This is a genomic window from Pseudoalteromonas sp. TAE79 (genome assembly GCF_000498015.1).
GTDB lineage: Bacteria > Pseudomonadota > Gammaproteobacteria > Enterobacterales > Alteromonadaceae > Pseudoalteromonas.
Genome location: NZ_AUTL01000119.1, coordinates 46,991 through 66,358, shown reverse-complemented (window position 1 = coordinate 66,358; position 19,368 = coordinate 46,991). Strand labels below are relative to the sequence as shown.

General features: G+C 35.2%; 22 protein-coding genes. 12 read left to right on the top strand and 10 right to left on the bottom strand.

The genetic code is table 11. The features are described from left to right. Window positions 1–308 precede the first annotated feature (308 nt). Window positions 309–968: a hypothetical protein gene (locus tag L655_RS0107525; protein ID WP_024604641.1), complete on the top strand. Its 660-nt coding sequence runs from the start codon at window positions 309–311 to the stop codon at window positions 966–968. A 31-nt stretch (window positions 969–999) separates the two neighbouring features. Next, on the top strand, window positions 1,000–1,497 hold the full coding sequence (locus L655_RS0107520) for a hypothetical protein (RefSeq protein WP_024604640.1): 498 nt from the start codon (window positions 1,000–1,002) through the stop codon (window positions 1,495–1,497). 29 nt (window positions 1,498–1,526) lie between these two features. On the opposite strand, the gene L655_RS0107515 is transcribed toward L655_RS0107520, so the two are convergent. The 3 genes from L655_RS0107515 to L655_RS0107505 all read right to left on the bottom strand — a co-directional run bounded on the left by L655_RS0107515 (window position 1,527) and on the right by L655_RS0107505 (window position 4,189). Next, window positions 1,527–2,009, bottom strand: a complete 483-nt coding sequence (locus L655_RS0107515; RefSeq protein ID WP_024604639.1) for a hypothetical protein — start codon at window positions 2,007–2,009, stop codon at window positions 1,527–1,529. Between the two features lie 16 nt (window positions 2,010–2,025). Then, a complete protein-coding gene (locus L655_RS0107510; protein ID WP_241764459.1) occupies window positions 2,026–3,342 on the bottom strand; it encodes a site-specific integrase in 1,317 nt (438 codons plus the stop codon). A gap of 262 nt (window positions 3,343–3,604) precedes the next feature. Then, window positions 3,605–4,189 carry a hypothetical protein gene (locus tag L655_RS0107505; protein WP_024604637.1) on the bottom strand — a complete coding sequence of 195 codons (585 nt, stop codon included), beginning with the start codon at window positions 4,187–4,189 and terminating at the stop codon, window positions 3,605–3,607. Window positions 4,190–4,331: 142 nt separating this feature from the next. Here L655_RS0107505 and L655_RS1000000126260 point away from each other — a divergent pair, with 142 nt between their 5' ends. Beyond that, window positions 4,332–4,757: a hypothetical protein gene (locus tag L655_RS1000000126260; protein ID WP_024604636.1), complete on the top strand. Its 426-nt coding sequence runs from the start codon at window positions 4,332–4,334 to the stop codon at window positions 4,755–4,757. Between the two features lie 399 nt (window positions 4,758–5,156). Here L655_RS1000000126260 and L655_RS0107495 read toward each other — a convergent pair whose 3' ends face one another. Beyond that, window positions 5,157–5,900 (bottom strand): hypothetical protein, encoded by a 744-nt coding sequence (locus L655_RS0107495; RefSeq protein WP_024604635.1) that lies wholly within the window; start codon window positions 5,898–5,900, stop codon window positions 5,157–5,159. 440 nt (window positions 5,901–6,340) lie between these two features. Here L655_RS0107495 and L655_RS0107490 point away from each other — a divergent pair, with 440 nt between their 5' ends. Beyond that, entirely contained in the window at window positions 6,341–7,402 is a 1,062-nt protein-coding gene (locus L655_RS0107490) for a site-specific integrase (RefSeq protein WP_024604634.1), read from the top strand. An 83-nt stretch (window positions 7,403–7,485) separates the two neighbouring features. Here L655_RS0107490 and L655_RS0107485 read toward each other — a convergent pair whose 3' ends face one another. Further along, the gene (locus L655_RS0107485; RefSeq protein ID WP_024604633.1) at window positions 7,486–7,947 is read right to left on the bottom strand and encodes a hypothetical protein; all 462 of its coding nucleotides are present in this window, start codon (window positions 7,945–7,947) and stop codon (window positions 7,486–7,488) included. Between the two features lie 107 nt (window positions 7,948–8,054). Here L655_RS0107485 and L655_RS0107480 point away from each other — a divergent pair, with 107 nt between their 5' ends. Further along, window positions 8,055–9,338, top strand: a complete 1,284-nt coding sequence (locus L655_RS0107480; protein ID WP_024604632.1) for a DUF945 family protein — start codon at window positions 8,055–8,057, stop codon at window positions 9,336–9,338. Window positions 9,339–9,571: 233 nt separating this feature from the next. Here the strand turns inward: L655_RS0107480 and L655_RS0107475 are convergent, their stop codons facing one another. Continuing rightward, window positions 9,572–9,856: a hypothetical protein gene (locus L655_RS0107475; RefSeq protein ID WP_024604631.1), complete on the bottom strand. Its 285-nt coding sequence runs from the start codon at window positions 9,854–9,856 to the stop codon at window positions 9,572–9,574. A gap of 774 nt (window positions 9,857–10,630) precedes the next feature. On the opposite strand from L655_RS0107475, the gene L655_RS0107465 reads away from it, so the two are divergent. Continuing rightward, window positions 10,631–11,479, top strand: a complete 849-nt coding sequence (locus tag L655_RS0107465; protein WP_024604630.1) for a hypothetical protein — start codon at window positions 10,631–10,633, stop codon at window positions 11,477–11,479. Window positions 11,480–11,761: 282 nt separating this feature from the next. On the opposite strand, the gene L655_RS0107460 is transcribed toward L655_RS0107465, so the two are convergent. Next, window positions 11,762–12,409 (bottom strand): hypothetical protein, encoded by a 648-nt coding sequence (locus L655_RS0107460; protein ID WP_024604629.1) that lies wholly within the window; start codon window positions 12,407–12,409, stop codon window positions 11,762–11,764. An 85-nt stretch (window positions 12,410–12,494) separates the two neighbouring features. On the opposite strand from L655_RS0107460, the gene L655_RS0107455 reads away from it, so the two are divergent. Together L655_RS0107455 and L655_RS0107450 are read left to right on the top strand one after the other, a co-directional pair. Beyond that, window positions 12,495–12,908 (top strand): hypothetical protein, encoded by a 414-nt coding sequence (locus L655_RS0107455; protein WP_024604628.1) that lies wholly within the window; start codon window positions 12,495–12,497, stop codon window positions 12,906–12,908. Further along, window positions 12,901–13,386, top strand: a complete 486-nt coding sequence (locus L655_RS0107450) for a lytic transglycosylase domain-containing protein (protein ID WP_024604627.1) — start codon at window positions 12,901–12,903, stop codon at window positions 13,384–13,386. The genes L655_RS0107455 and L655_RS0107450 overlap by 8 nt, the downstream gene beginning before the upstream one ends. A gap of 269 nt (window positions 13,387–13,655) precedes the next feature. On the opposite strand, the gene L655_RS0107440 is transcribed toward L655_RS0107450, so the two are convergent. After that, window positions 13,656–13,940: an HU family DNA-binding protein gene (locus L655_RS0107440; RefSeq protein ID WP_139016272.1), complete on the bottom strand. Its 285-nt coding sequence runs from the start codon at window positions 13,938–13,940 to the stop codon at window positions 13,656–13,658. Between the two features lie 133 nt (window positions 13,941–14,073). On the opposite strand from L655_RS0107440, the gene L655_RS0107435 reads away from it, so the two are divergent. The 4 genes from L655_RS0107435 (at window position 14,074) to L655_RS0107420 (ending at window position 16,528) form a co-directional block, all read left to right on the top strand. After that, window positions 14,074–14,265: a hypothetical protein gene (locus L655_RS0107435; protein WP_024604624.1), complete on the top strand. Its 192-nt coding sequence runs from the start codon at window positions 14,074–14,076 to the stop codon at window positions 14,263–14,265. 108 nt (window positions 14,266–14,373) lie between these two features. Next, window positions 14,374–14,895 (top strand): H-NS family nucleoid-associated regulatory protein, encoded by a 522-nt coding sequence (locus tag L655_RS0107430; RefSeq protein ID WP_158000942.1) that lies wholly within the window; start codon window positions 14,374–14,376, stop codon window positions 14,893–14,895. Between the two features lie 161 nt (window positions 14,896–15,056). Next, entirely contained in the window at window positions 15,057–15,842 is a 786-nt protein-coding gene (locus tag L655_RS0107425; protein ID WP_024604622.1) for a hypothetical protein, read from the top strand. Between the two features lie 143 nt (window positions 15,843–15,985). After that, window positions 15,986–16,528 carry a hypothetical protein gene (locus L655_RS0107420; protein WP_024604621.1) on the top strand — a complete coding sequence of 181 codons (543 nt, stop codon included), beginning with the start codon at window positions 15,986–15,988 and terminating at the stop codon, window positions 16,526–16,528. A gap of 198 nt (window positions 16,529–16,726) precedes the next feature. On the opposite strand, the gene L655_RS01000000125300 is transcribed toward L655_RS0107420, so the two are convergent. Together L655_RS01000000125300 and L655_RS0107410 are read right to left on the bottom strand one after the other, a co-directional pair. Continuing rightward, window positions 16,727–17,443 carry an endonuclease gene (locus L655_RS01000000125300; protein WP_024604620.1) on the bottom strand — a complete coding sequence of 239 codons (717 nt, stop codon included), beginning with the start codon at window positions 17,441–17,443 and terminating at the stop codon, window positions 16,727–16,729. A 100-nt stretch (window positions 17,444–17,543) separates the two neighbouring features. Further along, entirely contained in the window at window positions 17,544–19,328 is a 1,785-nt protein-coding gene (locus tag L655_RS0107410; RefSeq protein WP_158000943.1) for a protein-disulfide reductase DsbD, read from the bottom strand. Window positions 19,329–19,368: the final 40 nt, after the last annotated feature.

Sequence of the window (19,368 nt, the reverse complement as noted above, 5' to 3'; positions counted from 1 at the left end):
AATAGTCATTATCGTAACCTATTTATATCTGCGCGGAGATAATTAGACGTAACTTAGTGATTTAAATATGTTTTTGTTTAGTTCAGGTGTAGCGGTGCGTATAATTGAAGTTGGCTAAATCACAAACTCTCAGTTTGGCAAAATCAGTAAGTTTAATATACCCGTACACCCAATGTTAAACAAAAACAGAGAGAATAGATTTATTACAGAGAAAGGATAAAAATAACATTTAATTTAAGCTTTTGTTACCACGTTCTCAATGAAAAGCGTTAAAATAAAATAACTAATAACAAGGTCACTAATTAACAATGTTTAGTTCCAATGTCGCTAAAACTAAAATATTAAGCGGTACTACAAAAGCAGTTTTATCTACTTTATTTTTAACCTCAGTAGTAGGCGGTTATGCGCTGACTGGTACATTTTCCGCCCCTAGTTTAACGGATTCGGAAGTTACCGAAGTAATTTCGACTAAAAAGGTTAATTCCATAGAAAACATGAGCTTACCTTATTTTATTTCAACTATGCCTGCTCCGCCGGATGAAAATATTGATAAGGCCAGGCTATATGGTGTTGATGTTGATAGCAGCGGTTTGAGAGATGATGTTCAAATTTATATTGCTCATAAGTACCCTTATAAACCTGACTTCCGGGCTGCAAATATTCAGTTAGCCAAAGTTTATGAATCAATAATTCGAAATAATAATACATCAAACCTTTCAGTAATTGCGTTTCTACTACACAATGAAAAAGAAGCGTTAGAATGCTTTTCTAAAACCATTGGCAAAAAAGATGATCTTAGCGAACTGAAGAAAATTGTATTCAACAATGAAAAAAGGCTTAAAGCCTATAATGATGTCGCTAAGCAAGCACTAAACATTCCAAAAAGTTATCACTTTAATGATAGTCAAGATATATGCGACTCACTGATAATTGGTAATGAAAAAGCACTTCAAACATGGAAACCATGATTAATACATTAAATTATCGCGATGTGACCTAATGAATACTAAATTTGAACACGACGAACTGACAGTAAATCATAAACTCAAAGATTATATTATGACAAGAATTTTAGTTACGGTAGATTTATCCGAATGTAATAATTTAGCTGCTTCTAAAATATTAAAAAACACTAGCTTAAGCAAACTTAACACGCTAATTTCAAGAGTTGGCAGCGATATTGGTGTTAAATTAGTTATAATGCATTGTTTGAGAAGTTCTTCTGAAAGCCACGATCAGCTATTATCCAAGCCTAAAGTTACTATAAATATGCAAAATTCTACTCTTAGCCAGGTGCAAAAATTTACCTGTTTAAAGGTTTATCGAGAATTTATTGATGCTATTACGCAAATGAATTGCCAACAGTTACTAAAACTGACTGTCATTGAACCGCATGGGGATTACGTTGATAGCTTTAACGCGTATGATGAATATGCATGCCCGCTGTTTTTTTCAGATATTGCTGAACATTCATTATTTGAAAAACTGCCCAATTAGGGCAGTTTACTGCAGAAAATTTATAATAATTAATCGCTTTCTTGCCCCCAGGCATCCTTGATTGCTTGCTTGTTATTTTGCTTTTCAATCAGTAATTTTTTAGATTTTTCATACCTATTAGAAATAGAAGATAAAAAGCTTACAACTTCGCTTGGAGTAAACTCTTTCTTCAGCTCTGGATTTAATGACACTTCATAGTGCCCATTTACTAAGTTGATATTTGTACCTGATAGGTACTTAAACTCTTTAGCGCTGACATTCATAATAACGAAATTGTTATCTTCAAATGCACACCATTTACTTTCATGCATAAACACCGTGCTTTCTGCACTTGATAGCTTAAAGAACGAGTCACCATTTTCACCTTCACAAATATATAAAGAACTTATATCTAGTGACTTTAAGCGTTCGTTCCATTGTGCATCAAATCTAGAACTAATTAATTTACTAGCTTCTAAGTTACAACCACTAAGTAAGGTCGCTGTAGCGGCAGCTATAAAAAAGTTACGCAAAAGTATCTCCTAATTACTATGTTAAAGGGTTGAGTTTTTTATTTTTGGCGCTTTCATAACGTTCAGCTCTGGTTGTATGAAGATACCTTGAGGTTACTTCTATGCTTTCATGGCCTGCATCCGCTTGAACATGGTGTAATGGCCTACCGTGGGCAATATCGTGAGAAATACCTGTATGCCTAATGCTGTGCACAGTTAAAGATTTCACTTCTGCAGCATCTTCAGTAAAACCATCTTTTAATAACCTGTTTGATGTGCAAATTAAGACATTATCAACTATCTCTCTGATCTGCCTTATGCCCAAATTTGCATTTATATCGCCAGTGTCGCGGCCATGACTCGCTGCTTTATGGCGAACAAATAGCGGGGTTTCTTCTCCAGGTATTGGCAAATCAGGTAGTTTTCTAAATCTACGGTAGCGGATTAGGGCATCTCTAAGTTCGTCAGACACAGATATTGTGCGTCGTTTACCACCCTTAGATCTTGGAATGAAAAAACCTAACAGAGAAGTTTTCTTATCACGCCTAAACTGAGACATAATAGGTGCATATCCTGCTCTTGCACCAATTTCAGAAATACGACAAAAAGTAGAATAAAGGAACTTTATTAGAAAAACGGTTCTCTCGTGGGTAATAGGATCTAGCGCAGCCATTTCCTCTACTGTATCTATGACATAGCTCCACTGCAGTTCTGAAAAAAACTTCATTTCATCATCATCTTCACCTGCAGAAGCTGACTGACTGACAGTTTTGTACTTACCAAATTTTAGTACGACTGCAGCAGGGTTTCCTTCGCAATACTCCTCACCATTTAGATATTGGAAGAACATACTTAGAATGCTTAGCTTTGTTGAAATGGCTGTACCCGATAACTTATAGGTTACATCTTGAATATCTAAGTTTGATCCCTTAGGTTTTCTTTTTGTAAATGGTCGCCATTTATAGTTAGGTACAGTCAACCCAATTGATTTGTCATATACAAACTGTGAAGCGTTATATTCACCTACAAGCTCTGCTGGCGGGTTTTCACACCATTCAATATATGTTCGCATCAAATGACGGTTAACACCCGCTACTGACACTTCCTGCACACTCCAGCACCAGTGTAAAAATGAATTTAGTTCTGCTCTATAGGCTTTAAAATTATTGTATCTATCAACATTTTCACTAAGCCAATCTAAGGCGTATTCATAAAGCTCACCAGCATCATCAACTTTGTTGACAGCGATATATGCTATTTTTTCATTAATGAAGACGTTAGGTTCTCTTAAGTTTTCGGCCGATTCAAAAAGAGGCATTACAGGGGGTAAAATTGCAGTCGTTACGTTATTCAAATTAATCATACTCGCTTATTTAGCTACTTTATTTATATTTAAATTAGGCCTGTAAAGTCGCAGACATTACAAATCAAAGTGAATTTTTTTTAGATTTAGATACATTAGTATTTTTATATCATTAAATACAAAAGCATTTTCATTATCATCAAATTCGCTATGTAGGTAAAAAGCAACTTGGAGTTAATTTTATTGCCCGGCTTCAATCATTTTAGAACTAGAGTGGACAACTTTATATCTTTTAAAAGCGTACGAATCTACTTCAAGAAGGTTGAACAACTGCTAACGCTATATTGTTATTATTTTTAAATGCCATTGAGACAAAGCTAGATTTAAAAGTATTACATAGTTTTTCTGCATCCAGTTGATCAGATAAAAGCATCCAGCCAGCATTCTTAGCTACAAAAGATACTCCATCTTCTCCTAAAAACTTGCCATCACAATTGCAAATTGTAAAACCTAAAAACTCTGTGCTTTCCGGCATACCAGAGTTAGACATAATATCTAGTGGATCTAGTAAACCATCATCATAGGCATCTTCGGCTGAATTTAGTGGCGCTGGTGTATTAACTATTACAAAACTACCATTTTGCCTTTCTTTGACGGTAGCGTGGATTCCCTTATCTTCTAAATCTAATAGCGCGCATTTAAGGGGGTAAATGTCATTCGAGTTTATATCACAATATTTTACGCTTTTATTGTGTATCAAATTCCCCCATTCCTCCGACGATATTGAACACTTAAACTGTATTCGTCCCGCAATTTCTTGTGCCTTGTTCCTTGCTTTTATTAGCTTAGCTTTCGCTTTCTTATTTCTCTTTTGTGTTCGAGTAAGTTTGGTAGACATATATTTAACACTAAATTTTGAATGTGTAAGATTTTATTGTATTTGTAAATATAAGCAACCCATTTCAAGCTTTTCAGGCTGCTTGCTCGTTTTGAAAGTGGTGTTAATTTGAGGGTAATTCTTTAAAAGAGATTCGAAATAAATGACTATCAACGGCTTTAAAAATAGAACATTCTCTGTAGGGGATAAGGTACGTGTTTACCGCAATTTAAATAATGGTAAATGGTCGATTCAAGCCGCAACAGGTGAATATAAAGGCAAGGTAGTAGGGCATTTAGATCATCTTACTTTGAATAACGTAAAATTTAATGTATCTAAAGCTGGAAGGGCACGTATTTTGAAAGAGAAGCGAAAAAATGTCTGTGCGTATGCTATAGGTGATTTACATTCAATTGAGGCGCCAGAGAAGTTCTGTGACCAACATATTGAGGTTACTTTCAATCCTTATAAAACTGACTTCTTCTGTTTTACTCATGATGTAACTTCACAAGTTGATGAACTCGAAGAGCTCTCTTTTATAGATGGCAAAGCCTTCATACCATTGTTTACGACAGGTTTATCTTTGTGAACTTTTTAAATGAATTTTGCTTTGATGCTCAGATACAATGACTTACAAATAAGTATGTTGTCATAATATTGCGAGATTATTATTTATTGGGGTATCCACCAGCTAAAGTCACCCCTACAATAATTCGGGACTAAGCGCTTGTTGTGCTAAGGGCATTATTTATAAAAATTTAAAATTAAAGGAAAGGTGGATCGTGGCTGCATTAAAAATACTATTAATGGTAATTGTATCTTTTTATGGGGTTGTAGCGGAGGCTCGAATTTTATCAGGACCACTCGTTGTAGAGAATATTGATGTAAATAGATATAGTGTCGTAAAAGTTGGCTTTGGGACGTTTTCGCCTGCTTATTGTAATTACTCGAAGATTGCATTTAACTTTAGCTTTATTAATACACCCATTTATATCGGTGAAGCATGGTTGGATATGCTTAAGGATTCAATGCTCAACGGCAGAAGGTTTGAATGACCTAAGCTAACTGAATTTTCAGGGTTTATAGGGTACTTAACTGTCCAACCATTAACTGATTTAGTGCTAATAGTGGCCATATTTTGCAACTCTTGTCTGTAGGGTGGTTTAATATATCCTGTATCAGGCACCTCATGAGTGTCATTTTCTAACTTAATATCTTCATCAATTTTTATATACTTGGTCGCTTTTTTTATTTTCCAACTTTTGTCAATCTCAATAATATATTGGTACTTAGAGCCGTTAATTAAAAGATCCATATCGCCATCTTCTTCCTTATATGGCGAGTCATGTATAAATGTTAAGTTAAAATCCCAATTGCGAGATGGACTTTTTAACTTAATAGAGTGAATTTTATTTTTTAGATGCGAAATGCCAGTAATAAACAATTCTTTGGTAACTAGGTCTTTATCATTCTGGCCAAACGCTAGTGTTGTTTTAAATTCACCATCTTCAAATCGTATTGAGTGTGTAATATCACCTCCCAAAACCATTTCATTTTTAGTATTCACATCCTCCAGTTCGATATAATTAATTGCTTCTTGGGTTAATATTTCTAAGCTATCAATTTGTGTAGCCGTAAATTCGAAATCATTAAGTTGATTCGCGTTATTAAAAGCAGCATGTGAATTTAAGCAAAAACCGAGCAGCAGAGTTGAAACGTATTTATATTTCATAATTAATAGTCCATTTTAATAGTTAAAATACATGTTCAATAATTGAACATGTATATAGTATCTAAAATGGGTAAACTTACAATACATTTGCATTAATTTTTAAGGTAGATAACATTATTTACTACTGGTTTTTGCTGGAATTAAAATGTTCAATTTATAGGGGTTGCGCGATTAGATTTCTGTGAAAAGATTGGGGCAGTAAATTCAATTAACGAACTTATATTTATATCTCTAAAATATTAATTCACCAACCCGACAAGTGCAATTGTAGGGTCTGACTATGTACCTCTCAACTTAGCGTGCTATAACGCTGGTGGCTTAGGGTAGTTAGGACAGCATGCTTGGAGCCGACAATCCCATTTGTCGGCATAAGGAATATTGGGTATATTGGGCATATAAATGTAATGCAGTAACAATCAGAAAAATTCGGAGCTATAAAATTGCCTAAGTTAGATATGATTCTTGCTAGCGAAAACTTACATACTGAACCTACCGGTGTTTCGCAGCGCCGTGATGTGATTTCTGACCTTGGGGGTAATGCACGAAAGTTTCTTCGTAACAAGCACGCAGCAAACACACAAAGAGCTTACCAATCGGATGCAAAAATCTTCACTGAATGGTGTCACCTTAACAACCCTCAAATTGACCCTGTTTCTGCTTCAGCTTCCGAAATTTGTGATTTTATAGCTGATCAAGCAGATGGAAAATTATCAAGATGGGATTGGATAGATAAGGCTGGGCGCAAAGGTACTCTGATTGATGGGAGCCCATTGGCTTTTTCATCTTTAATACGAAGGATGAATGGCGTTATGTTTGCGCTTAATCAATTAGGACGTTCATTTAATAGTGATGAAAAAGGAGTTATAAAAGAGTTGTTTCAGGGCATTGCATCTACTGTTGGTTCTGAAAAGAAGAAGGTAAAAGGCTTCAATTCGTCACACCTTTCTCATGTTTTTAGCACAATGGACTTAACTGATCATATCGACCTTAGGGATCGTGCTTTGCTAATGTTGTTATTTGCGGGAGCATTTAGACGTTCTGAACTGGCAAACTTACTAGTCAAAAATATAAAATTCATGGATGGCAAAGGAGTCCAGATAAAATTAGACAAGGCTAAACGAAAAACTAACGGTATAACTAAGTCCATCGTATATGGTAGCGAGCAATGCCCTGTTAAATACCTTCAGGAGTACATAGCAGCAGCCAAAATAGAAGATGGTTACGTCTTCAGAAGAAGTAATAGAGGTAGAAAACTATTATCTTCCCCCATTTCAGACACATCAATTTATAAAATGATTAAAAAGCGATTTAATGATGCTGGTATTGAAGGTCGATTTGGTGGACATAGCGGACGAAGAGGATTTGTTGATACTGCTTTAAGATCGGGTAAGCCTATAAATAAAGTCATGGAAATGACAGGCCATGCTGATATACGAACAATTCAAGAATACTTTGATGAAACTGAACGTTGGAAAGATAATGCGGGTTCAGGTATATACTAAAAAACCGCTATTAGTAGCGGTTTGCTGATGTTAAATTTCACACTTTTATTTGTTGGGCAGTTAATTAAAGCTGCCCTGCTTCTTTAAAACAAAACTGAATCGTCTTTAGCTGCTGTATCAATTGTTTTACCCGATGGTAAAAAACTAATCTTATCGTTAGACATTTCTTGCAGATCTTTAAGTGGTTCAAACCCTGCAGCTACTAATTGTTTTTGTGCAGTTTGGTATGTAGACCCAATAATATCAATAGGTATAATTTTAGGAAGATTATCGGTTTTATCAATTCGTTTAGTCAAATAATCTTCATAGTAGTCACGGCACGACTTTTCATCTACTTGATTTACATTCAAACTGCCAGAACATTTGATGAATGCAGCCGTACCATACATATCATTTTCTAATTCAGGACTAGGCTGCTGCATGTAGATACCATATGCAAATAAGGCAACCGCCGTGCCTAATAGGTATTTACCTCGAGTTGGAGACCATGAATGCCATACATATTTTTTCTTATTTTCTTTTTGTTCTTCAACTTTATTAGTCATGATTAACAACCTTTGTTTAAATAAATTAAGTAACTTAATTCTATTGTATAACGCTTAGTTTTGAATTTGTAGTAATATTAAGGAAATTTAAATCAATTGGAAATAATGTGAAACTAAAATCTCTTAAGTTAATACTACCAATAGCAGCTATACCATTAGTTTCAGCAATCTATTTTGTGCCTCAATACGGGTATAATATTGCACTAAAGAAATTGAATAATGTTGATGGCGTTAGCGCTAATTCTAATAGCTTTAGCCTGGGGCTCCTTAAGTCTACTGCCTCAACAACGGTCAAGATTGATAAATCAAAGTTAGGCATATTCAGTGACAACTTAGGCGACAGTCAGCAACTTGTATTAGAAGTTGAGCACACAATAAATAACTTTAGCTACCCTATTGAAGTAACACATAAAGCTTATTTTAATGAGGAAATATCTGCAAAGATAACAGATTTCCTAGGTATTAAAGATATTGAAGGCCCAAGGTTCAAAGTCCCCGTTCAACTTATCAGCCAACACTCATTAAGCGAACAATCAATTATAGGTATGACTGACCACATTCAATATGGCCCAAACATTGAGTTAACGCCGGTTAAGTTCTTTGCCACTTTAGTAGACGGCAGTAATAATATAGAGTTTCAAGCTAAAAGTGATGAAATTGATCTGAAGGCTAGTAACTCCCCTGCTACACTGAATTTTAAAGACGCAAACTTGACGTTTAATTATGATATAGAGTCATGCGCTACGATGTGTGATGGCATTACTAATTTTAAATCAGCCAATGTTACCCAATACAATGAAGCCGGTAGTTTAAAATTTGATGCAACTAACATTGAAGTACAAACTAATGTGACTATTCAAGATGATACATACAGTTTCTCTTTAGCCACATATGCAGCCGAAGTAGAAACCGGTACTTTCAATTTAAGAAATTTTTCTATTAATACTGTTACATCAGATATTGATATGAAAGCTGTAGACGAATTCCAAGCAAGTTTCGCTGAAAATCAAAGTGCAGATGCATCCCCTTTTCATGGAAAGCATAATGTGACCTCTATGTATGCGCGATTCTTACAGTCAGGCATGACATTTCAGATAAATGAACTACATGCTGAAACTGAGAATGGTGTGATCAATGGGTCACTTAAATTGAAACTTCCTGCTAAAAAAATGCCCGATATGGTTAACAACCCAATGGGTGTTATTAAAGTACTTGAAGGTGATTTTAACTTAGATATTCCTCTAATTGATTTAGATAGCATTACTGGCGTCGGTTCTAGTAATACTCTTGTACAAACAGGTTTTGCTATCAAAGACAAACAAAATGTTAAAACGGAAATGTCTATAAATGAAGGTATTGCGGTGATAAATGGAAGAGAAATAACGCTGTAAACCTTTTCAGCACTAGGTAAAACCAAGTGCTGAACTGAATAAGTCTTAACTTTATCTGTCAGACTTGACTGCTAGGGCTCTTCTGTCCCCACGCTATTTAAACCTCGTGTTAGTAAGTGGGAAGTTCCCATCCAGAGTTTAATGTGCCAAAGGGGTGCTCAACAGTTTGCTTTCGATGAAGCATCAATTCAGGATCATTCTTTAGCTTGTGAAGCATTTCTTCTGTCAGAATCTCATGCACCTGCTTTAAGAGCATCAATCTCTTGATCCTTTAATACTGATATTTTACCTAATGAAAACTCATAATAATTGGTCAGTTGACTACGATCTTTAGCATTAGGAATATAAAGGTTACTGTCAATGAACTCTTGATTGAATACTTGGAAATTGAACGGCGTTTGAAGCGAGCTTAGCGTTACGTTTGCAGCACCAATTCGAAGAGATAGAGCTGTGATACCATCAGACTCTAGAGGTTTTAACGCTTCTACAGCTGCTTTGTTGGAAAGTAAAGAGCTCACTTAACGTAGACTTAGCAGAGCCGTTACGCCCGTAGATTAAGTTTAGCTTATCAAACCCCTTGAGATAACCCTCCCCTATGTTGCCATTGCTTGATGTTTTAAATTTTTATGATTTTTTCTAGCATTTTGTCTTGTCTGAAATCAACAAGAAAACCTCGCATGAAAAGCCAGCTGAAACTGTTATCAAAATACAAGTGTATTCAGTGATGCGCTAAGGTTTAACTAACAAGCATATAACTCTCTTAAGCACGCATGTAAGGGCAAAAAGCTAGCAAATTGAAGCTGATTTTTGTGAAGAAGCTGAAGAAGCTGAAGAATTAATCTGGGCTGAGATTGAATATTTTAAAAGTGAATATAATATTTTTTTACAGGTGAAATGAGAGCTTCTATTTTTATATGGGGTGAAAGTCACCTTCATAGTAGGTGGCTTTCATATAATTCAACTCTGATGCTATGAGAAATATCACTACTGCTCTAATCCTTGAGGTTCGACTTTACTTCTGTTGAGGAGTATAAAAAAGCAAATCCACCCAAAAATAGGAAACAACAAACTTGAAAGGATAATATAGAAATAATTAGTAGGTTTATTTATGAACCGACTAGTTAAAAAAACCAATAATAAAATATTAGCAAAGCTTATAAAACCAAATAATGTTAAATTAATCATTTACACTCCCTTTACCAACTGATAACTTAAAAGCTCATTGTGACCGTAACATTTTATTAATTATTTAGCAATGAGTATTTTTTTATTAAATATTAAAAGGAATAAAAATGTTTAAAAAATTAATTGGAATTGGCTTCCTATTCATATCCAACCTTTCATTTTCAGCATCATATGATGCTGAATGTGATTCTTGTATTTCGGATAATGATTTTAGAAGTTTTGCTTATAATTACTCTGCAACTAACTTTGAAAATCAACACAAAATCAGAAGCTTTGATCATAAATTGGTCATATTTAACCACAACAAAGGCCTTGCAAAAGAAGTACGCATAGTTGGTGAGGGTTATAACGTTGCAGGAGAACCTGCTATAACTACAGTTTATTTTGTGGCTATTCCTAGTCAAAAATTAGCTGTTTTGGCATCTGCTTATGGTGGTCTTTATAGCTCAGTATTGGTGTCTGAAATAGAGATTCCTACATCTATTGCAGATAGCACTTATGGTTTAGTCGGGTCAAGTTATTTGCAACAGCAAACAATCAATGAGTACAATTCAAGATTACCTATACTTGAACATTTAGCAAATTATATTGGTGCAGTTGCATCAATTGCGGGTAAAGTAATCTCTGTTAACTTCGTAATTGAAGTAAATTTTTCTGATGACTCTATCGCTACATTTAAAATCACAGGAATTAATTCTGACGGAAAGTTAACTTATGGGTTTGTGGGGGGGGTTGATGCTGATGGAAATGTTATTTCTGAAAGTAAATCACACTATATGTCAGGTTCTTTCAATTTTGCAGTGCAGGGTGAATCAGGTGTACAGGAGTTCCTAAGAGCTGCTGAGCGTGCAGGCGTTCCAATTGTTGATAGTCGTAATAGTGGTAATGTTATTCATGTTACATGTGCCCACGGTATCTGTAATATTACAACACCTACAAACGCGGACCCAGTTTGATTTTAACGATAGTTAATTAAAAACTGATTAGCAATGAACTCTGTCAGATTTACTTAAATTTTTTTGTCAGAGTTCATATTAGGAAGTAATCAATTTCGATTTTGATATACGACAAGTTATTTCAAACTTTGGCTGTTTCCGTCCCTCATAACTCATTAATGTCCAAAAACGAGTTTATCGACCGTTTGCCTCTCACAGCTCAAAGCCGCCTGTCAGGCGAAGTCCAAACCTGTTGTTTAAACTGTAAGATCGGATATGAGCTACTATAGCTGAACACTATCTTTAGTTTTTATATAAGTAATATTCGGGCGGTGCTAACATCTTATTAGTTTCTGGTGGGAAAGCTACGAGACTATAACCATCCAATACTATATTTTTATTGCTGTTCTGACACTGTGTATAAGTAACATAGCTTCCCTTATCAACACCGCCATCAGCCTTGCTTAACGCACCCTCGACGATCAACAAGCATTTTGCCCAGTTTGACCCATTACTTTGAATTGAAAACTCTGATTTAAACCTTACAGCATCTAACTTATATCTAGTGATAGAGTGAAAGTTCAACGGTATTAAACTCTCTTTGTCTATAGGTGCAATACCATTCGTGTAATTTACAAAAGACCGACTAAAAACACCAATAGGATCATTTGATAATGTTGGCCCAGTAGCAATAGCTTCTTGTGCATGCAATTTTATCCACTTCCAAATATCCTTTGCTTCATCGCTAAATACTAGATTAGCGACTATTACAATTAAAATTACCGGTATTGTAAACTTATATTTTTTAGATGCATTTTTAAAACGCTCAACCTTTGTTAGCTCTTTAACAGAATTGTAGTGCTTGATAAGTTCGTCATTTTCAAAGGATTCGGCGCTGTTTTTTTGTATCTTATTTAGGTTCGTTTTATCTTCTTTTACAGTAACATCCATCTCTAAATCTCAGTTTTCTTTAATTGTGTTGATCGTAAGCTCTTGCTATAGTTCTTGCAAGTTCAAAGTGTAGCGTAAAAGAGAAATGAAAAAAGTATTATTAGATGAAAATTCTTCAAAGTTTAAAAAAGAACGAGATTTAAAAACGGTAATAGTATGTGCTGTCTTATATACATTATGTTTTTTTATTAACTCAGAGATAACAACTAAATACGCAGGATTGGCTATGGTTCATATGGTTGTTCTGTTTATGTGCCTACATAAAGAAAAGCCTTTTGGATTTGATATATTACCTAAAGTAATCCCTTTAGGCATTTATGGTTTGTTCACATACGCGAGCATAGTAAGCTCTGCAGAAGCGCAAGCAAAACCAATTACTGAAGCTGGTAACATATTCCTTTGGCTTTTCATGGGTATGTTTCCCATCATAGTCCAACGTGCAATTAGACACATTATGGTTGCTAAATATAACAGTGATAGCGACTCTCAAAATGATTGATATTCCTGATGAAGCGATAACTAAAGGTACTCCGATTGCACCTATAGAAATCCAGCAATGCATTGAGAAGTCGGCATCCAAACACAGTGTAGACCAAACACTTTTACAGATTATTATTGAAACAGAAAATGGTAAAAAAGGCACTGTTCGATATAACAAAAGTAATGGTTCGCATGATTTAGGTCCTGCCCAAATTAATACAATTCAATTTGAAGAAAATTGGTTTCAGAAAGAATATCCTAATGTTACGTGGCAAAAGTTATCTTCAGACGTCTGTTTAAATATCGATGTTGCTGGTCGTGTATTTAAACAGCGGATTAGTGAGTTAAAACCGTCTCAATCAATTTGGAATGCAGTCGGTAACTATCACTCAAAAACACACAAATATAAATTGAGATACTTACAAAAAGTTATGAAAGCTTACCGTGTAAGAGCTCAAGAGCAAGGTGAAGGTTATAGAGTGTCTTGGCTAAAATAAATTGAATAGTGAGCCCGCTCACTATTCAATCTCATAACTTCTTTAGCCTTTAAAATTCTCCCAACCCGTTTTTGCCTTAGGTTTCTTTAAAAAATAAATTCCGAAAACGCTAATCAAGCCCCCTAGTATTATCAGAGGTATGCCCCATGACATTTCAGGGTTGTGCATAGTCAACTTTGCAGGACCCATTAAAAGCCCAAACAAAAACATCGCAATGCCAGCGCCTATTACCCAAGTTCTACAGCTCATACTTACCTCTATCTTTAAAGTTATGCCACCATATTTTTTAGCTTAGTAGCAGGACGGAAATGCGCTTTTACAGTATATCCTTTAGCAACAAAATCCCCTGTTGCTGGGTTGCGCCTTAATGCTGGCTCGTAGACAACAGGTGTTATTGTGCCAAACTGCCTAATATCTGTTTTATCACCTTTAGCAATTCCATTTGAAATTTTTTCCAGAATTATCTGAATTGCTTTTTCGCACTTTTCAACATCAAAATCATTATTTTGCTCTGCCATAGCTATTGCTAAGGTTTTTAAATTTTTTATATTCACTTTTAATTTAACCACTATATACTTACAAAGTCTTACAAGTACTATAAACGGCGTTTAGTTATTAATAAATACTTTTACTTCGAAACTGTGACCATTCTCACATTAAGTATAAAATATAAACTAGGAGTAGTTGATGAGTTGGGAAAATGAAAGGAGAAAATTTTTTATGTTGGCTAAAGAAGTTGGTATGGTTGAAGAGTTAGCCGCTTTTGCAAACGTATTTGGTAGATTTCCAGAGGCTAAAATAACGTTAAGCGATGGTCGTTCTGCTGAATACAAAATACCTTCCAGTGTTACCATACCTAAAATCGTAATTAAGGGTTAAATAACACTAAAAACCCACCAGCTAATTTATCTACTAACCTTTTCAATTCACTAATTTAATTTGAATTAGTATTTACGCTATAATGCAATGAAAATAGGTGTTATAGGTATGTATAAATTGACCACACAAAACAAATCAGAACAAGAATTTAAAGATCAGTTCCTATCAGTAATGGGTAAAATACGCAGAATGCGCAAATACCTTAAAAATGAGTCGTCAGATTCATTGCTTGTTATGAAAGATAAGCTAGAAGAATTGATAATTGAAAAGTTAGACGAAGAAGAAGCTGTCATTAAGCAGCTTGAAGAAAAGAAACAAAAAGTAGCAGGCCTACGAAAAATTATGGCTGAGAATAACCTAAATGATGCTGACCTATTCGATCCTGCTTTAATGGGTGATGAAACCGTCACTAATTCCAAAAAGAAAACTAAACCTCTAAAATATTTATTCATAGATAAAGATGGCCAGGTTTTTCGCTGGAGTGGTAAGGGTCATAAACCCGCTGTTTTTAAGGGTTTGCTTGAAGCTGGCATAAGTATAGATGAGCATTGTATGGCACGAGACGTTGAAAAACGATTACAACAAAACCTCACCCCGCATCCAGGTATCCCTGATATTAAATATAATTAATTACTACAGGTTGGCAGGCTCAAGCTAAAGACCTGCCAATTTAATTTTATTAGTTAAGTTTATTTCTTACTCTCTGCACTCACAAATTCCTCCAAAACTAAATTCTAACTATGGCATAATACACAATCAATTGAACTCGTAAGACATTAGGCGTTTTAATAATGGTTTGTAATGCTTTAACTCAACGAAACACTTATAAGAAATTAGCTTTAAGCTTATTACTATTTTCGCACCCCATTACCAGTGTAGCAGCCACAACATATCAAACTGAACAGTGGCAGAAGGAAATTAATAACCAGATACTTCAGCAGCGAGCCAATCAGGAGCAAGAAAGCAACATTACAGCTAACTCAATAATGCCCCAAGCCCGCCTGAAAGCCATTACTGAAAAAATTAAAAACCTTGCTTCTAATGACGTCGCATTTAAGCAACACCAAATTCACCGTTATTGCCAAACAGAGGTATCAACATTTTGTAGCGGGTTCAATACTAATGACCCTTCTTTAAATCTGTGTCTTATTAATAATGAAACCGAGCTAAGTCGGCAGTGCAAAACTGTAGCGCTTCAGAATGAGCTTGGTGAATATACTAAAAGTGATATGTATTACCATGACATTTTAATTCCAAAAAACAGTCGTTTTTTCTATGTAAAAGCTGATAAGAGCATAGGATTAAAACTGTCTAAGCAAACATCTATACAGGGGCTTACCGTTAAGGATGAAATATCTTGGTATGCCGGTGGAAATATTAAGTCCTACATCCCTGCATTGAATCCAGTCCAATTTAACCAAGTTATCTTGGCACCAAAAGCTAAAATTATTTTTTTTCCAAATGGAAGCGTAAAAGAAGGTGTTTTGTTTGACTCGTTTAGTACGCAGACACATAAATTCGCTGCAGGCCAAGTTATTTATAGAGAAACACCAAGAAGCCTTTGGAAACTCAAGTGAAATTACGCTTATCCACAAAATCAGTTGATAACTAGGTAATAAAACTGTTGTTAACTAGCTTAACCCTAATGGCATATGTCGTTTAGGGTTGCGGGTTTGTCATCAAGACTTAAGATTTATCTTATTTTTTAGTAGGGGTATATATGTTCAAATCAATTGCAGTAATTCGCGGGGCTTTTAATCCACCTAACATGGGTCATGAGTCGTTGATAAAGCGACTGAAGTCATTCGATAAAATACTTCTTGTGCCCTCTGTCGCAGCCTCTAAAGGGCGTGTTATTCGTGATTACACTAAGCGATGCAATATGCTGTCTTTATTCGTTAAAGATTTAGATATAAACACTTTGTTATCATACCCAGTAGAACATTTAATCAATGATGGAAATGAAGAATACGTTTCTAACTATGAACTATTAAACAAAATTGCGAATGAATTTATTGGCCATGAAATTACATTGGTAGTTGGTCCTGATGAGCTATCAAAGGTGACTAAATTAAGCGATTATCACCGTATCGATGGAAGATATAACGTAATGGGATTGTCGGAGCAAAGTATAGTCAGGAGTGAAACAATTAGAGAGAAAGTGTTTCGCGGTGTTGACATTAATAATGACACAACAGCTTTAGTTAAAAGCTACATCACTAATACTGGGCTATTCCGTCAACCTATGGTTAGCTCCCTGTAAAAGCTTTATTTGTGCGCGCGTGAATAGTGGGTATACGGCTAAAGATACCCTATTTACATGCATACATAGAGTCAAAAATAGTTAGTTTCAAGTATATGTTTTTTCTTTGAATATTTTCCATAGTAGTTACCAATAACATATTTATTTAAGCAGACAGTCTAGTGACCTAACTTAGCGTCACTAGGCTCCTATATGCTTTTAAAATTTTTGCCCATAACCTTGTACTGCAATCACGCGATTATTATGCTTAATTTCTTCAAGTGATAGTGGGTCTTCTTTATCCCACTTCTTAAAAAGCTCTAACTGCCTTTTTGAGTATGTAACTTGGTAAGTGGTCGCCATGTAGAAAGCAACGCGGGCTATATCGCCCTTTTTATCTGTTGGGGGTTTAATTCCTCTTGAACCTATTTCTATATTACATTTACCATAAGTTTTGACTTTATTCGTAACGCGCTCAACAAATGGCTTATTGGAACGATTTTGATTAATAGCTCCCACTGCCGGAAAAAGGTTTACTAAATCATTGTGGGCCCGTTTGTAATCAATATCATGCTTCTGGCAATACTCACGAGCACTTTCTTTTGTTTTCTTTGAATCTATCGCACACTTTCTAAGTTTATAGTTAACTTTTAATAACCAAGAGGCTGCGATAATATGTTCAGCTTCAGTTCTCAAGGACCTTTTACGTTCTTTCTTTGAAAAAAAACTTTGTAAACCACAACTTTGGAGATTCGTTTTTCTATTTGACCAATCGCAACCGCAATAAAATGTTTCCCCAGCGTTATTATAGATTTGCTTATAGAGTTTATTTTTTGCCGTTGTAAAGCTAACCACATGGTTAGTATCGTATGCATTTACCTCCCCTGGTGCGCTTAATAAAAGTATAAGGTTAGTGATTATTATTAATCTAATCATAAAATTCCAATAATTTAGTGACAATCTGAAGGGTGATTTATAGGTTTTGAGAACGATAAAGCCCTATTACCGAGCTTTATCGTTTATATACAAGCACCCGCTAAAGTGAATTCAATCTATCTGTGAACGCTTTTGGCCCTAAGTAACCACTTATTCGTTTCGACTTTAGTTCGTTCCCTTTATTGTCTATTAGAATAATAGCTGGCAAACCAAGTACATTAAAATGGGAAAGTATTTTCTGGTTTTCTTTAGAATTGGCCGTCATATCTATTCTTAGAAAAACCATTTCGTTTAAGCGTTCGCGTACAACTTGATCACTAAACGTGTTTTTATCCATCTCCAGGCAAGCTGTACACCAATCCGCGTACAGATCAATTACCACTGGCTTGTTTTTATCCTTAATATCAGAAAGCCTTTCTTGCAATTGCTCAATAGTTGTAATATCTGAACTTAAATGTGTTCCTGTTTCTGATTTTACATATGCAGCCTGAAGGTAAGCGAATATAAACAAAAGGATACTAACTACGGTTACAGAAAGAAATTTTTGGATTTTATTTAGTTGTAACCTTTTTTTATATAAACCATAAATTAAACAACATACGATTAGAACATCATAGGCAATGAATAGAACAGTTGCCTGAGAATAGACCCGCCCTAGCATAACTAAAGAAACCCCAAGTAACGCGATACCAAAGAAAATCTTAACTTTATTCATCCATGAACCCGCTTTTGGTAATAGTTTACCGCCACCAGCTCCAATTATTAGAAGTGGGACGCTCATACCTATGCTTAATACGTAAAGGGTTGCACCTCCTACTAACAAGTCACCACTTTGAGCCACATACAATAAAACACCAGATAATGGCGCTGTAGTACACGGAGAACTTATTAATCCCGAAATCGCACCCATGATAAAGCTTCCAGCATATGAGCCTGACTTCTGTGCGTTACTTACTCCAGTGAGTTTAGATTGAAGAAATGCAGGGGCCTGAAATTGAAATAGACCAAACATTGACAGAGCGAGAATAAAGAACAGAATAGCCGTTGAAATTATTACTGCCGGTTGCTGAAGTGCTGCTTGGTATTTCATGCCTGCTGAAGCGACAACCAAACCTAATAAAGTGAACGTGATTGCCATACCTTGAACATAACTAAATGATAGAGCCAACCCTTTTTTAACACTTAAGCTGTGCCCTTGACCTGCAATAATACCTGATAATATAGGGTACATAGGAAAAACGCACGGCGTTAGCGAAAGACCTAGGCCAAGAACAAAGACTAGAGACAGAGTAATAAATATGGATTTTTTATTTGCAAAATCAATAATGGATTTTTCTTCATTTTCAACTATTTCATCACTGTTTGGCACATCTACTGACTTAACACTATTTAGTGTGACATTGGATTGAGGAACTTCTATTGATACAGTCTCCGGGGGATAGCATAACCCTGCTGATGCACAGCCCTGATATGTAATTTCAACATTCCCACCTAAACCTGTATTTTTAAATGGTAATTCTGCAGAAATGAACCCTTCAAGCACTGCAACTTTTCCAAAATTTGGATCATCATGTATTTTTGCTGGTGGAAAAACTGCATTGCCTATTTGAAAATGATTGCTATTAAATTTTATTTTATCTAAATAAAGGTAATACCCTGGTTTCACTTCCCAAGATAAAGAAACTTGGTTTTCATCAAGTGTATAATCTAGTTGAAAAGCTTCACTAGCAGGTATAACTTTATTTTGGTAACTAAAGTCGATTATTGAAGATTTAGAATTGTTTGAGATCAGATCAACATTAAAATCATCAGCTATCGCGTTTTGCACTGATAAAACTGAAGTAAAGATGATGGCCGCTGTTAAAATAAGTTTGAGTAACTTCACTATTTCACCATGTTTTAAATACTTTAAAAAATATAGGCGC